The sequence below is a fragment of the Streptomyces sp. NPDC048411 genome (assembly GCF_040704695.1).
In the GTDB taxonomy this organism is placed as follows: domain Bacteria; phylum Actinomycetota; class Actinomycetes; order Streptomycetales; family Streptomycetaceae; genus Streptomyces.
The window spans coordinates 22,059-37,330 of sequence record NZ_JBEZKL010000074.1; the positions used below are offsets into that span (position 1 = coordinate 22,059).

Genomic DNA, 15,272 nt, shown 5'->3' on the forward strand with positions numbered 1-15,272 from the left:
CCGCCGGGTCCACCCGATTGTGCCGGTGGGCGGGGACCGCCCGAGCCGTCCCCGCCCACCGTGCCACCGCCTCATCCCACCGGCGAGAAGTCCCGTGACCCGATGAACTCCGGGCGCCTGGCCGGCGCCGCGAACGGTTCCTCGGCCGCGTTCTCGACACTGTTGAAGACGATGAAGACATTGCTGCGCGGGTACGGGGTGATGTTGTCCCCCGAGCCGTGCATGCAGTTGCAGTCGAACCAGGTCGCCGAACCGGCCGGGCCCGTGAAGAGCCGGATGCCGTACCGGTCGGCCATCCTGGTCAGCGCCTCGTCGGACGGGGTGCCGGCCTCCTGCATCCTCAGCGACTTCTTGTAGTTGTCCTTCGGTGTCCTCCCCGCGCATCCGAGGAACGACTTGTGCGAACCGGGCATGATCATCAGCCCGCCGTTGGTGTCGTGGTTCTCGGTCAGCGCGATCGACACGGACACCGCCCGCATGCGCGGCAGACCGTCCTCGGCGTGCCAGGTCTCGAAGTCCGAGTGCCAGTAGAACCCCGAAGCGCCGAAGCCCGGCTTGACGTTGATCCGCGACTGGTGGACGTACACGTCCGAACCGAGGATCTGGCGGGCCCGGCCCACCACCCGCTCGTCGCTGACCAGCCGGGCGAAGACCTTGCTGATCCGGTGGACATCGAAGACCGAGCGGACGTCCTGCGACGTGGGCTCGATGACCGAGCGTTCGTCGGCCCGGACCGCGGGATCGCCGATCAGCCGGTCGAGCTCGGCCCGGTAGGCGGCGACCTCGTCGGGCGTGATCAGCTGGTCGACGGTGAGGAAGCCATCACGCTCGAAGCCCTGCAGGTCCTTCACGGCGACCGGGCCCGGGGCGCCGGGAGCCGACCAGATGACCGGGTCCTGGCGGGGAGTGATCAGCTCGGCCGAGCTCCGGGTGGGATACAGATCGGCACGTACATCGGTGGTCATCGTTCAGCCCTCCTCGGTCAGCAGGGGATAGACGCCGTTCTCGTCGTGGTCCTCCCGTCCGGTGACGGGAGGGTTGAAGACGCAGACGCAGCGGAAGTCGGTCTTCGGGCGCAGCGTGTGGTGCTCGTGCCCGTTCAGCAGGTACATCGTGCCGGGGGAGATCCAGTGCTTCTCGCCGGTCTCGTCGTTGGTGAGCTCGGCCTCGCCCTCGGTGCACAACACAGCCTCGATGTGGTTCGCATACCACATCGACGTCTCCGTGCCCGCGTACAGCACGGTTTCGTGGAGCGAGAAGCCCACCTTCTCCTTGGCGAGCACGATGCGCTTGCTCTCCCAGGTGCCGGAGGCTGCCTTCACATGCCGGTCGGTGTTCTCGATGTCACTCAACGATCGGACGATCACGGTGAGTCGGTGCCTTTCTCTTCTTTTCTCTTCTGTGTCTCTGCGCCGGGGTGTCAGTCGGTCTCGCGGACGCAGCGGGCCAGCGTGCGCAGTCCCTCGTCCAGCTCCTCGGGGGTGATGGTCAGAGCCGGCAGCAGCTTCACGACCTCGCTCTGCGGTCCGGAGGTCTCCACCAGCAGCCCCAGTTCGAAGGCGCGGGCGCAGACCGCGTCGGCGCGCGACGCGTCGGCGAACTCCAGTCCCCAGACCAGGCCGCGGCCGCGGAACCGGGCGCCGAGCCGGGCTTCTTCGTCGCAGATTGCCGCCAGTGCCTGCTCGATCTGTTCGCCGCGGGCCAGGGTCTGCTTCTCTATCTGGCCGTCCGCCCAGTAGGCGTCGAGAGCGGCGGCGGCGGTGACGAAGGCGGGATTGTTGCCGCGGAAGGTGCCGTTGTGCTCGCCCGGTTCCCAGACGTCCAGCTCGGGGCGGAACAGGCAGAGCGACATGGGCAGTCCGTAACCGCTGATGGACTTCGACAAGGTGACGATGTCCGGGGTGATGCCGGACTCCTCGAACGAGAAGAACGCGCCCGTACGGCCGCAGCCCATCTGGATGTCGTCGACGATCAGCAGCATGTCGTGGCGGTGGCACAGATCGGCCAGCGCCCGTAGCCACTCGGGTCGCGCCACATTGATGCCGCCCTCGCCCTGCACCGTCTCGACGATCACGGCGGCGGGCTGGTTGAGACCCGAGCCCTGGTCCTCGAGGAGCCGCTCGAACCAGAGGAAGTCCGGGACCCGGCCGTCGAGATAGTTGTCGAACGGCATCGGCGTGCCGTGCACCAGCGGGATACCGGCCCCAGCCCGCTTGAAGGCGTTGCCGGTGACGGCGAGGGAGCCGAGCGTCATGCCGTGGAAGGCGTTGGTGAAAGAGACGACCGACTCGCGTCCCTTCACCTTGCGGGCCAGCTTCAGCGCGGCCTCGACCGCGTTGGTGCCGGTCGGGCCGGGGAACATCACCTTGTACGGAAGGTCGCGCGGGCGCAGCACCACGTGTCGGAAGGTCTCCAGGAAGGAGCGTTTCGCGGTGGTCGCCATGTCGAGGCCGTGGGTGATGCCGTCGCGCTCGATGTAGTCGATCAACGCGCGCTTCAGTACCGGGTTGTTGTGGCCGTAGTTGAGGGATCCAGCACCGGCGAAGAAGTCGAGGTACGTGTGGCCGTCCTCATCGGTCAGCCGGGAGCCCTGCGCACGGTCGAACACGGCGGGCCAGCCGCGGCAGTAGCTCCGTACCTCCGACTCCAGGGTCTCGAAGACACTGGGAGTGTCAGCGGCGCGGCCGTAGGCCGCTCGGCCGAGGGTGGCGGCGGGAGACGGGCGGGAGGGCGGGGTGATGGTCACAAGGGATCTCCTGCTCGAGGGGTGGGAGGGCGGCGGTGCGGTCTTCGCCGCGCTCAGGCGTGGAACGGACCGATGCGGTAGAGCACTTCCGGCAGGTGCGATCCCTCGGGGAACAGCCCGCCGTCGAACAGCACTTCGCGCTCCAGGCCCACGTCATGGCGGAGTGCGTAGGAGGTGAACAGCCGGTCGGACGCGGTGTTGTCCGGGGTGACGGTGGTCTCGACGGAGGCCAGGCCCTGCACTGCGGCGACCCGCGCGGTCAGCGAGTCCAGCAGTTTGGCGGCCAGCCCGGTTCCGCGGTGGCCGGGTTCGACGGCCACCTGCCAGACAACGAGCGTCTCGGGGTGGTCGGGCCGGATGTATCCCGTCACGAAGGCGACCGGTTCGCCGGTCTCGTCGCGGGCGACCACGGAGGTCGCCGCGAAGTCACGGCACCACAGCAGGTAGCTGTACGAGGAGTTGAGGTCCAGGACCTCGGAGTCGCGGGCGATACGCCAGATCGCGGCTCCGTCCTCCACTCGCGGGGTGTCGATGGTGAGGAATTCGCTTCGGGCACGTGCAAAATCTGCTGGTGCGGCGGTCATGCGAATTGAATTTACCCAGCAAATTCTGAAATTTCCTCGACGCGAAGGGTTGGGTGGAACAGTCCTTTGTGTTATCACGCGGGCGCGCGCCTGGGCGTGAAACGGTGAAAGTTTCTGCTGATATATCCGTCACTTATCCGGCAAATCTTCCCCGGATGTGGAGTCGGTCACAACGTCGTAACTCTGCGGAGGTGTGGCCGAATTGTGCGGATCGGCGCTGCTGAAACTTGAGAGTTTAGGGTCCGGGAAAGCGGGCAAAAGAATGCGGGGAGCTTCCCTGAATGGAACAGCTCCCCGCGTTGATGAATTCGTGGCGGCCCGCCGCCGGATCCCGAATGGCGAACCCCTCCGGAATCTATTCGTTCGGCCAGGCCTCCGAGACGGCCCTGCGGGCAGCTTCGAAGTCGACCGGCCGGCCCGCGTCGGCCAGCGCCGCCCCCAGAGCCGCGAGCGACGACTGCACCGCGCCCCGCGTCGCGTCCACACCGTAGTGATTGACCCGGATCATCTCCTTGGACAGCGCCCCGCCGCCCGCGATCAGCGGCAGCGACGGGTCGGCCGCGAGTGCCTTGGCGACCAGCCCGGCGGCGTCGATCCCCGCCGGGGCGCGGAGCGTCGTGGCGACCGGCGCCGCGTCCCGCGCCTCGTGCACGTACGGCGCCAGGCCACCGCTGAGCGCCACCGCGCCGGCCCGCGTCGCCGCGGCGGCCGCCGCGTGCCGTGCCATCAGCGCCTCCAGCCCCTCCGTCTCGATCCGCTCCACGCACGCCTCCAGGGCCAGCATCTCCAACTGCGCGGGGGCGTGCAGGAGCGCTTTGCGGCCGCCGTCGATCCAGCGCTCCTTCCAGTCCAGGAGTGAGAGGTACGAGTGACGGGGGGCCTCGGGGTTGGCGGCGATCCGCTCCCAGGCGCGCTCGCTCACCGACACCACCGACACCCCGGCCGGGCCGCCCATCGCCTTCTGCGCGCCGATCACGCACAAGTCGACGCCCCACAGGTCCGGCAGCAGCGGCTCGGCGCCCACCGAGGCGACGGCGTCCAGCATGAACAGTGCCCCGTGCGCCCGGACGACCTCACCGATCTCCGCGACCGGGTTGGTGTTGCCGGTCGCCGCCTCCGCGTGGACCAGCGAGACGAAGTCGATCTCCGGGTGCGCGGCGAGCGCCTGCGCGATCTGGTCGGCGGTGACCGCCGTGTGGAACGGCACCGCCAGATCGATGACATTGGCACCACAGTCGCGCAGCCAGTTCCCGAAGGTCTGCCCGTACGGCCCCGTGACCACGTTCAGCGCGGTCGAACCGGGCCGGGCACCGCCCCGGATGCAGCCTTCGAGGGGAAGCAGTGCCTCGCCCTGCATGATGACGACGTCCTGCTCGGTGGCGAGGAGGCCGGCCACCCGCCGCTCGATGGCGGCGAAGTGTGCGGCGGTGAGCGGGGCGAGGTCGAGGAAGGGGTGGGTCACGGTGGTGCTCTCTTCGGATCGGGTCGGCCTGCGGTTCGGCGTACGAACAGCGCTTCCGTCGAGAGTACCGAGGCCGCCATCGGCCGCCTCGTACAGTGCTGCCATGAGAGATCACACGGTGAAGCCGGTGCTGCATGTGAAGGGGCGGGTACTCGTCGGTCCCGACGACGTACGGGACGAGCTGTGGGCCGTCGACGGGCGGATCTCGTACGAGCGGCCGCCCGGCGCGGACGCGGCGGAGACCGTCACCGGCTGGGTGCTGCCGGGCCTCGTGGACGCCCACTGCCATGTGGGGCTCGATCACCACGGCCCGGTCGACGCTGCCACGAGCGAGAAGCAGGCGCTCACCGACCGGGAGGCCGGCACGCTGCTCATCAGGGACGCCGGATCGCCCTCCGACACCCGGTGGATCGACGACCGCGAGGACCTTCCCAAGATCGTTCGGGCCGGACGTCATATCGCCAGGACCCGCAGGTACACCCGGAACTACGCCCATGAGATCGAGCCCGGCGACCTCGTCGCATACGTCGCGCAGGAGGCGCGGCGCGGCGACGGCTGGGTCAAGCTGGTCGGCGACTGGATCGACCGGGACGCCGGTGACCTGGCCGCCTGCTGGCCGCGCGGCGAGGTCGAGGCGGCCATTGCCGAGGCGCACCGGCTCGGCGCCCGGGTCACTGCGCACTGCTTCGCCGAGGCCGCTCTCGTCGATCTCGTCGAGGCCGGGATCGACTGCATCGAGCATGCGACGGGGCTGACCGAGGACACCATCCCGCTCTTCGCCGAGCGCGGCGTCGCGATCGTCCCGACGCTGGTCAACATCGCCACGTTCCCGGACCTCGCGGCCGGCGGCGAGGCCAAGTTCCCGCGCTGGTCGGCGCATATGCGGCGGCTGTACGAGCGTCGCTACGACACCGTGCGCGCGGCGTACGACGCGGGCGTGCCGGTCTTCGTCGGCACCGACGCGGGCGGCTCGCTGGCCCATGGCCTGGTGGCGGCGGAGGTCGCCGAACTGGTCACGGCGGGCATCCCGCCCCGCGAGGCGCTCTCGGCGACGGCCTGGGGGGCGCGCGCCTGGCTCGGGCGGCCGGGTCTTGAGGAGGGTGCCCCGGCGGATCTGGTGGTGTACGACGCGGATCCGCGGGCGGATGTACGGGTGCTGGCGGCGCCGCGCCATGTGGTGCTGAACGGCCGTGTGATCGGCTGATGCCGCCCCGGCGCCGCGTTGACAGCCAGTGACCGGACGGAGCTCGCGCTCGTTGAAGCACCTCAGCGCGCACCTCGGCGCAGTCGGCCGGCACCTCGCACACGCTCAGCGGATCGGGTGACACCGAGGGGCGCACGTGCCGGGATATTCGAATGCAGACACGGAAACCCCCCTTTGGGGTGAACTCGCCTCAGGCAACTGCCAGTTCACCCTCTGTACGAAAAGATTCACGGAGTCGAGGTCACCGGTGCCCGCGATGTCCCCCATGGACGGCGCCGGTGGCTCCATGTCTCTTGTGGGGGTTCCACCATTTTGAACAGCAACACCTTCCGCCTCGCCGCACTGGCGGTTGCCGCCGCGCCCGTCGCCCTGCTGGTTGCCGCCCCGGCGCACGCCACCGGGTCCACCACGACCACCGGCGGCGGGAAGGCGAGCGCGGTCGTGCTCCGCACCGCACTCGACGTCTCACTCCTGAACAAGACGGTCGACGTGCCGCTGAAGGCCACGCTCAACGAGGTGCACGCACCGGCGAGTGCCGAGGAGACCGCACTCAGCGTGCGGCTCGACGGCGTGTCGCAAGGCCGCCCGGTCGACGTGCTGCGTGCCGACGTGGCCACGGCGGACGCGACCGTCGACAAGCACAGGGCCGAGGGCTACAGCAACCTGGCGAAGGCCCGCGTCCATGTGCCCGGACTGCCGCTGCTCTCGCTCATCGAGGTCGAGAAGGTCACCTCCAAGGCGGTCTGCGCAGTGGGTCACAAGCCCGTTGCCGAATCGAATGTGCTGGGCCATGTCACGGTCCTCGGCCGGAAGGTCACGCTGACGGCGGGCGGCACGACACGGGTGGCGGTGCCCGGTGTCGGCGAGGTCGCCCTCGACCTGTCGAAGACGCAGACCACGTCACGTACCGCCGCGGCGACCGCGCTGCAGCTGAAGGTGTCGGTCAACCCGCTCAAGCTCAATGTCGCCGACGTCGAGGGCGAGGTCACGCTCGCCGAGGCGACCTGTGAGACCCCGAAGGCGGCCGCTCCCAGCGCCGAGCCCACCGTGCCCGCCGGGGGCAACTCCGGCGGAGGCAACGGCGGTGGCAGCACCAGCGGTGGCAGCACCGGCGGCGAGGTGAAGCCGCAGACCGGGACCGGCCACGCCCCGGCAGCGGTCGACACGAACCTCGCGGAGACCGGTGGCAGCTCCGCGACGCCGTACCTCGCGGGCGGAGCCGCGTTCCTGCTGGCGCTGGGTGCGGGCGCGACGGTCGTGGCACGCAGGCGCGCCCAGGACTGACACCGACCCGGCCCGAGGGGCGGGACAGGGGGAAATCAGGGGGGATGGGGAGCGGCGTTCACACAGGGGTGAGCGCCGCTCCCCGTCAGCGGTTCCTGGGGGAGGCGAGCACCTGGAGCGCCTGATCGAGCGCCTGCAGGAAACGGTTGGTCGTCACGCGGTCGCGCACGGCCAGCCGCAGCCACTGCGGACCGAGCCCCGGGAACGTATCGCCGCGCCGCGCCGCGAAGCCCAGTGCCCGCAGCCGCTCTCGCACCTCCGCCGCCCGCTCCAGCCGCACCAGGACGAACGGCCCTGCGGCAGGCTCCGCCACCCGCACTTCGGCGAACTCCATGAGCCCGGCGATCAGATGGGCCCGGTCCACCGCGATACGGTCCGCCGCGGCGGCCGCCTCCACCAGCGCCCGCGGCTCCATGCACGCCTCGGCCGCCGCCAGCGCGGGAGACGACACCGGCCACAGCGGCTGCGCCTCCTGGAGCGCGCCGATGGTCTCCGGGGAAGCCAGCACGTAACCGATCCGCAGCCCCGCCAGCCCCCATGTCTTGGTGAGGCTGCGCAGCACGACGAGGCCCGGGACGTCCTGACGTCCGGCCAGCGCCTCGCGCTCGCCCGGCACCGCGTCCATGAACGCCTCGTCGACCACCAACGTCCGCCCGGGGCGCGCGAGTTTCTCCAGTGCGGCCGCCGGATGCAGGACCGACGTCGGGTTGGTCGGATTGCCGACCACCACCAGATCCGCCTCCTCGGGCACGGCCGCCGGATCAAGTCGGAAACCGTCTTCCGCGCGCAGCAGCACCCGCCCCACCGAGTGCCCGGCCGCGCGCAACGCCGCCTCGGGCTCGGTGAACTGGGGATGGACGACGACCGGCCGCCGGGCCGGCAGCGCCCGCGCGATCAGCACGAACGCCTCCGCCGCACCCGCTGTCAGCAGGACCCGATCCACCGGCAGCCCGTGCCGTTCCGCGACCGCGGCCCGTGCACGGCCCCCGTCCGGATAGGCGGCGAGCGTGGAGAGGGACGCGGATATTCGCTCCTTCAGCCAGGCCGGGGGCGTATCGGTACGTACGTTGACAGCGAGATCGGTCAGATCCAGGCCGCGGACCTCCGCGTCACCGTGGTGCCGCAGATCGTGCTGTCCGTCCGCGCGGTTGACATCGGGTCTCTCAGTGGGAGTGTGCATTGACTTCCAGAGGGTGTGGGGGGCGAGTTCATGACGATGGGGATGGAGCGACGGCAGGACGACTATGTGCCCGGCACTGCACTCGGCGCAACGGTCGGATCCGGATGCGCCTGCGAAGCCCGCCGGGCCACCGCACAGGTCACCTTCCCCACCCGCCCCGCGGGGTTCGACTTCCGCTTCGGTACGAGGAGTTCGTCGGCGCGGACGAGAGCCGCCGCCTCCGCGACCGACGCGGAACCGACCGCGGCGAGCACGGCGCCCGACGGGTTCGGTACCGCGACCGCGGAGAGCTCCTCCGCGCTGTACCCGCGCACGGGAACACCCAGCCACGCCGCCGCTCCTACGATCCCCGGCTCCTCGGTCTTCGTTTCGAGGGTCGCCAACTCCACGACGCCGCGGGGCGAAAGACCCGCCTCGTGCAGTACGGACGAGACGAGCTCCAGCACCTCACCGGCCGGCGCACCACGGCCCGCGCCGACCCCGACGACGAGCAGAACCATGGGGCGAGATCCTTCCGGGAGCGAGAGCGAGAGCGGGACAAGGAGCAGGCCCGACATGCGCGGACCCCGCCTCCTCGCCGTACGCCAGGCGGCACACGGCGCGGGAGAGGGACGCTCGGCACACCACGCCCACCCGGCTGGTGGTGGGCATCGCGGACCGACGCGGTCACACCGCGGACCTGCCGACGAACCGCCGCGCGACGCCCGGCGCCGAGGCCCAGTGCGTATGCAGATAGCTGGCATGGACACCCTGCTGCACGAAGCCCTCCACGCGCCGCTCCGGCAGATGCATCCCCCAGGCGGGGGAGGCGCCGGCGCCCGGCTCCAGCACCGTGCGGTGGAACTCGTGCCCACGCAGCCGTGTGCCGACCGCGGCCAGCGGACTGTCGGTGAGTGCCACGGCCTCCCGGTAGCCGAGTGTCAGCCGCTTCGACATCCGGCCGTCGGCGTCGAGCACCCCGCACATCGGCAGTCCGTCGAGCGAACGCGAGAGGTAGAGCAGCCCGGCACACTCGGCGGCAAGGGGAGCACCGGCGGCGGCGAGATCGGCAACGGCCTTGCGGAGCGGTTCGTTGGCGGACAGTTCGGGGGCGTACACCTCCGGGAACCCCCCACCGATGACGAGCCCGCGGGTGCCCTCGGGCAGCACTTCGTCCCGCAACGGATCGAACGTCACAACGTCGGCCCCGGCGGCGGCGAGCAGCTCGCTGTGCTCGGCGTAGGAGAACGTGAAGGCGGGCCCTCCGGCCACGGCGACGACGGGCCGGCCACGACGCGGGCCGCCCTCGCCTTCGGCGTCCCTGCCTCCGCCCGCCTGCCGCACGGCCTCCACCGGATCCCACGCCCCCGACGCGGCAGGCGTCCGCGGTGCCGACCGCGCCAACGCCATCAGCGCATCCAGGTCACACCCGCTCCGTACCTGCGCCGCCATCGCCGCGACGGCGGCCACCGCGTCACCCCGCCGCTCGGCCACCGGCACCAGCCCCAGATGGCGCGAGGGCGTGGCCACCTGCTCGGCCCGCCGCAGCACCCCCATCACCGGCACACCGGACTCGTCCAGCGCCTCCCGAAGCAGCATCTCGTGCCGGTCCGAGCCGACCTTGTTGAGGATCACCCCGCTGATCCGTACCTGCGGATCCCACGAGGCGAAGCCATGCACCAGCGCCGCCACCGACCGCGACTGCGAGGACGCATCCACGACCAGCACCACCGGAGCCTGCAGCAGCTTCGCGACATGGGCGGTCGACGCCAGCTCGCCCTTTCCGGAGGCCCCGTCGTACAGCCCCATCACCCCCTCGACGATCGCCAGGTCGCACCCACGCGCCCCGTGCGCGAACAACGGAGCGACCAGCTCCGGCCCGCACATGTACGCGTCGAGGTTGCGCCCCGCCCGCCCGGTGGCCAGCGAGTGATAGCCGGGGTCGATGTAGTCGGGCCCGACCTTGTGCGGCGACATGGCGAGGCCGCGCTCCGCGAAGGCCGCCATCAGTCCCGTCGCCACGGTGGTCTTGCCACTGCCGGAGGCCGGCGCGGCAATCACCAGTCGCGGAATGGTCACCACTCGATGCCCCTCTGGCCCTTCTGGCCGACGTCCATCGGGTGCTTCACCTTGGACATGTCGGTCACCAGGTCGGCGGCCTCGACGAGCTTCTCCGGGGCGTTGCGCCCGGTGATCACCACATGCTGCGTCCCCGGACGGTTGCGCATCACCTCGACCACCTCGTCGGTGTCGATCCAGCCCCAGTGCATCGGGTACGCGAACTCGTCGAGGACGTACAGCTTGTACGTCTCGGCGGCCAGGTCGCGCTTGACCTGCTCCCAGCCCTCGCGGGCCTTCTCCTCGTTGTCCGTGTTGTCACCGTGCAGGCCGCGCTGGACCCACGACCAGCCCTCGCCCATCTTGTGCCAGGCGACCGTGCCGCCCTCACCGCTCGCGCCGAGGACCTTCAGCGCGTTCTCCTCCCCGACCTTCCACTTCGCCGACTTGACGAACTGGAACACCCCGATCGGCCAGCCCTGGTTCCAGGCGCGCAGCGCGAGCCCGAACGCGGCCGTCGACTTGCCCTTGCCGATACCGGTATGGACGAAGAGCAGCGGACGGTTGCGGCGCTGACGCGTCGTCAGCCCGTCGTCCGGCACGGTGGTCGGCTGTCCCTGCGGCATTAGGCGGCCCTCCTGTTGGATCCGTTGGTTCCCTGAACATCCCTGACGAGCCCGGCGATCGAGTCGGCCCGCAGCTCGTCGAGCGTGACGGCGGTGCCCCCGAGATCGCGGGCCAGGGAGCCGGCCAGCCCGAGCCGCACGACCCCCGACTCGCAGTCCACGACGACGGACGCCGTGCCCTCGGCCTCGTGCAGCCGCGCGGCCCGCGCCGCCAGGGCCACCGGCTCCGGGCCTCCGGTCGCCCGTCCGTCCGTCACCACGACCAGCAGCGGCCGCCGCGACGGATCGCGCAGCCGCTCCACCCGCAGGACGTCATGGGCCTTCAGCAGTCCGGCCGCGAGGGGGGTGCGCCCACCGGTCGGCAGCGTCTCCAGCCGCGCGGCAGCCGCGTCCACGGACGAGGTGGGCGGTAGTGCCACGTCGGCGCCCCTGCCGCGGAAGGTGATCAGACCGACCTTGTCCCGCCGCTGGTACGCGTCCAGCAGCAGCGACAGCACCGCACCCTTCACGGCGCCCATCCGCTGCCGGGCGGCCATCGACCCGGACGCGTCCACGACGAAAAGAACGAGGTTCCCCTCGCGTCCCTCCCTGGTCGCCTGCCGCAGATCATCCCGCCGCACCACCAACCCCCGGCCCGACCGTCCGCGCGCACGCTGGTGCGGGGCGGCAGCCTGCACGGTCGCGGCGAGATGCAGTCTGGTCAGGGCCCCCTCGGGGCGCCGCGCCCCGGTCGTACGCCCGTGTTCGGTACGCGCCCGGGACCGCCGCCCCGCCGCGCCCTCGCCGAGCCCCGGCACGCTCAGCATCTTCGTGCGGAACGGTTCGGCAGCACGTACGGGCTGCTGCTCGCCGCCGCCGGCCGGCCGGCCCTGCGAGGGCAGTTCGGGCGTGTCGCCGCTCCCCGCCTCGGACTGCGGCGGCGTGTCGGGCCCGTCCCCCCGCGGGGGCTGCCCACCTCCACCCGGCCCGTCCGGACCGGGGTCGTCCCCGCCCCCGTCGCCTTCACCGCTGTGCTGCTCCAGCGTGTCGTCGAGCTTGTCCTCGTCGAGACCGGGCGCGTCGAACGGATTGCGGCGGCGCCGGTGGGGGAGCGCCAGCAGGGCGGCCTGCCGGACGTCCTCGGCGAGCACGTCGGTACGTCCCGCCCACGCGGCCAGCGCGGTCGCGGTGCGGGCCATCACGATGTCGGCGCGCATCCCGTCGACCTCGAAGGCCGAACAGGTGGCGGCGATCTGCCGCAACGCGCGGTCCCCGAGCACCACGTGGGGAAGGAGCGCCCGCGCGGCGGCGATCCGCTCCCGCAACTCCCCTTCCTCCTCGGCCCATCGGGCGGCGAACCCAGCCGGATCGTCGTCGTACGCGAGCCGCCGCCGTACGACCTCGACCCGCTGATCGGTGTCGCGTGACGCGGCGACCTCGACGGTCAGCCCGAACCGGTCGAGCAACTGCGGCCGCAGCTCGCCCTCTTCGGGGTTCATCGTTCCGACGAGCAGGAACCGCGCGGCATGCCGTACGGAGACGCCTTCGCGTTCCACGTACGAGGCACCCATGGCAGCCGCGTCCAGCAGCAGATCCACCAGGTGGTCATGGAGCAGGTTGACCTCGTCGACGTACAGGATTCCGCGATGCGCGTCGGCGAGGAGCCCCGGCTCGAACGCCTTGACCCCGTCGGTGAGCGCCCGCTCGATGTCGAGCGCCCCGACGAGCCGGTCCTCGGAGGCGCCCACCGGCAGCTCCACGGTCCGCGCCGCCCGCGACACGCCGCCGCCGGCCTCGTGGGGCCCATCGGGACACGCCGGATCGGGCGACACCGGGTCACACGAGAACCGGCATCCGGAGACGACATCGACCTCGGGCATGAGCGCGGCGAGCGCCCGCACGGCGGTGGACTTGGCGGTCCCCTTCTCCCCACGCACGAGCACACCACCGACAGCGGGCGAGACGGCGTTCAGCAACAGTCCGAGCCGCAGATCGTCCTGCCCGACGATGGCAGTAAAGGGATACGGGGTACTCACAAAGCCTCCTTGACGACGTCATCCATCCAAGAACCGGTGACCCGTTCCGGCCCGCCACTCAGCCCGCCCGGCCCGCTGCCCAGCGCTTGTGGGCGACGGCTCAGCCCGTCCGGCACCTGAGGTCCGGGGCCCGGGACGCAGACCCGGTCACGGGAAGGTGCGGGCGGGGGAACAGCGCCCGCCGCAGGCGTCCCCCTCACGCCAACCCCCCAGCCACCCCGGCCCCACGGGCCGCCGGCACCTCCGGCGCCCCAGGGCCCACAAAGGGCAGCCCCTCCGGTACCCCCGCCTCGATCAACCGCATCAACGCCCCCGTATCGGCGTGCTCCTCGATCAGATCCCCCAGCCGATCCAGCTGCTCCTCCCGCAACGCCCCGAAACTCGTGTCGGGTGCGGCCACGAACCGCCGTCCCGCCGTCCGCGCGACCTCCCCCAGGAACCGCCGCCGGAACGCATCGCTCTCCAGCGACCCGTGCCAGTGCGTCCCCCACACCGCGCCGACCCGGCACCCGTCCAGGAACGGCTCGCCGCCCCGCACATCGGCGACCCCGTGGTGGATCTCGTACCCCTCCACCGGCTCCCCGAGCGCCGTACCGACCGGCCGGGCGAGGGTCTTCTCACGGTCGAACCGGATCCGCACCGGCAGCAGTCCGAGCCCGTCGACCCGCCCGGCCCGCGACTCCACCTCGTCCTCGATCTGCTCCGCGAGCACCTGGAACCCGCCACAGATGCCGAGCACCGGACGCCCTTGCGCCGCCCGGCGCAGCAGCGCGTCGGCCAGCCCCCGTTCCCGCAGCCAGGCCAGCGCCTTCACGGTCCCGCGCGTGCCCGGCACGATCACCAGATCCGCGTCGGCCAGCTCCTCCGCCCGGTCCACGAACCGCACCACGACACCCGGTTCGGCGGCCAGCGCGTCCACATCGGTGAAGTTCGACATCAGCGGCACGGCGCATACCGCGACCCGCAGTACGTCCTCGCCGTGCGGCGGTGCGACGACCGACTCGCGTACGGCCCCGCGGAGCGAGACCCGCAGCCCGTCCTCCTCGTCGATGCCCAGGCCGTGGGCGAACGGCAGCACTCCGTACGTCCGCCGCCCGGTCAGCCCGTGCAGCATGTCGAGACCCGGCTCCAGGAGCGACACGTCGCCGCGGAACTTGTTGACCAGATAGCCGGCGACCAGCGCCTGGTCCTCGGCGCCGAGCAGCGCCGTCGTGCCGAAGAACGAGGCGAAGACACCACCGCGGTCGATGTCACCGACGACGACGACGGGGAACCCCGCGGCCCGCGCGATCCCCATGTTCACGATGTCGGTGCGCCGCAGATTGATCTCGGCCGGGCTGCCCGCCCCCTCGCAGATCACGGCGTCATAGGTGCCCCGAAGCTGCTCCAGACAGTCCACGACTGTGCCGAACAGGGACTCCTGTCGCCCTCCGTGGTAACCGCGCGCGCTCATCTCACCCACCGGCCTGCCCATCAGGACGACCTGACTGGACCGGTCGCCGCCGGGCTTGAGCAGCACCGGGTTCATCAGCGCGGTCGGTTCCACCCGGGCGGCCTGCGCCTGCATCGCCTGCGCGCGTCCGATCTCCGCGCCCTCGCGGGTGACGAACGAGTTCAGCGACATGTTCTGCGCCTTGAACGGCGCGACCTTCACGCCCTGGCGCACCAGCCACCGGCAGATGCCTGCCGTGACGACGCTCTTGCCCGCGTCCGACGTGGTTCCGGCGACCAGCAGTCCGCCGCTCATTTCCCGCTCCGTCCCGCGGCCGCACGCCGCCCCGAGGGCGACCACCGTCCCGCGATCAGCCGGCCCGCCGCGCACACGCCGAGGGCCAGTACCCCCACGCGGCGCGACAGCCGCACCGCGCGCTCGATGTCCCCGGTCTCCACCGCACGGCCGGTCGCGCCGTTCAGGACCGGCCGGTGCTCGACACGCCCGCCGTACGCGAGGGTCCCGCCGAGCCGTACGCCGAGCGCCCCCGCGAACGAGGCCTCAACCGGACCCGCGTTGGGGCTCGGATGCCTGCCCGCGTCCGCCCGCCAGGCCCGCAGATGGGTTGAGCAGGAGGATGTACGCCATGGCCATGAAGGTGGTGACGCCGCCGCGCACTTCGCGCGCCACCGTGGATCCACG

Annotated in this window: 11 protein-coding genes and 2 pseudogenes; 2 read left to right on the top strand and 11 right to left on the bottom strand. The window is 71.4% G+C overall.

The annotated features are described in order from the left end of the window. Positions 1-71: 71 nt before the first annotated feature. The 5 genes from thpD to AB0915_RS24250 form a co-directional block, all read right to left on the bottom strand. A complete protein-coding gene (gene thpD / locus AB0915_RS24230) occupies positions 72-965 on the bottom strand; it encodes an ectoine hydroxylase (RefSeq protein WP_366693066.1) in 894 nt (297 codons plus the stop codon). Between the two features lie 3 nt (positions 966-968). Continuing rightward, entirely contained in the window at positions 969-1,367 is a 399-nt protein-coding gene (locus AB0915_RS24235; protein ID WP_358860876.1) for an ectoine synthase, read from the bottom strand. A gap of 53 nt (positions 1,368-1,420) precedes the next feature. Then, on the bottom strand, positions 1,421-2,746 hold the full coding sequence (gene ectB, locus AB0915_RS24240; protein ID WP_366693067.1) for a diaminobutyrate--2-oxoglutarate transaminase: 1,326 nt from the start codon (positions 2,744-2,746) through the stop codon (positions 1,421-1,423). Positions 2,747-2,799: 53 nt separating this feature from the next. Next, positions 2,800-3,264 carry a diaminobutyrate acetyltransferase gene (gene ectA, locus AB0915_RS24245; protein WP_366693073.1) on the bottom strand — a complete coding sequence of 155 codons (465 nt, stop codon included), beginning with the start codon at positions 3,262-3,264 and terminating at the stop codon, positions 2,800-2,802. Between the two features lie 421 nt (positions 3,265-3,685). Further along, positions 3,686-4,792: an aminotransferase class V-fold PLP-dependent enzyme gene (locus AB0915_RS24250; RefSeq protein ID WP_366693074.1), complete on the bottom strand. Its 1,107-nt coding sequence runs from the start codon at positions 4,790-4,792 to the stop codon at positions 3,686-3,688. A gap of 127 nt (positions 4,793-4,919) precedes the next feature. On the opposite strand from AB0915_RS24250, the gene AB0915_RS24255 reads away from it, so the two are divergent. Beyond that, the gene (locus AB0915_RS24255; RefSeq protein ID WP_366693075.1) at positions 4,920-5,996 is read left to right on the top strand and encodes an amidohydrolase family protein; all 1,077 of its coding nucleotides are present in this window, start codon (positions 4,920-4,922) and stop codon (positions 5,994-5,996) included. 312 nt (positions 5,997-6,308) lie between these two features. Then, complete coding sequence (locus AB0915_RS24260; RefSeq protein ID WP_366693068.1) at positions 6,309-7,280, top strand: SCO1860 family LAETG-anchored protein; 972 nt, start codon at positions 6,309-6,311, stop codon at positions 7,278-7,280. A gap of 85 nt (positions 7,281-7,365) precedes the next feature. On the opposite strand, the pseudogene cobC reads toward AB0915_RS24260, so the two are convergent. From cobC to AB0915_RS24290, 6 genes and pseudogenes are all read right to left on the bottom strand, one after another. Next, a pseudogene (cobC, locus tag AB0915_RS24265) lies at positions 7,366-8,960 on the bottom strand (Rv2231c family pyridoxal phosphate-dependent protein CobC). Positions 8,961-9,126: 166 nt separating this feature from the next. Beyond that, entirely contained in the window at positions 9,127-10,521 is a 1,395-nt protein-coding gene (locus AB0915_RS24270; RefSeq protein ID WP_366693069.1) for a cobyrinate a,c-diamide synthase, read from the bottom strand. Beyond that, entirely contained in the window at positions 10,515-11,123 is a 609-nt protein-coding gene (cobO, locus tag AB0915_RS24275; RefSeq protein ID WP_366693070.1) for a cob(I)yrinic acid a,c-diamide adenosyltransferase, read from the bottom strand. Before cobO ends, AB0915_RS24270 begins: the two co-directional genes overlap by 7 nt. Continuing rightward, the gene (locus AB0915_RS24280) at positions 11,123-13,138 is read right to left on the bottom strand and encodes a putative cobaltochelatase (protein WP_366693071.1); all 2,016 of its coding nucleotides are present in this window, start codon (positions 13,136-13,138) and stop codon (positions 11,123-11,125) included. Before AB0915_RS24280 ends, cobO begins: the two co-directional genes overlap by 1 nt. Then, positions 13,135-14,885, bottom strand: a pseudogene (locus AB0915_RS24285) (cobyric acid synthase). The gene AB0915_RS24280 and the pseudogene AB0915_RS24285 overlap by 4 nt, the downstream one beginning before the upstream one ends. Beyond that, on the bottom strand, positions 14,882-15,272 hold a 391-nt coding region (locus tag AB0915_RS24290; RefSeq protein WP_366693072.1), incomplete at its 5' end, for a cobalamin biosynthesis protein. The pseudogene AB0915_RS24285 and the gene AB0915_RS24290, both read right to left, overlap by 4 nt.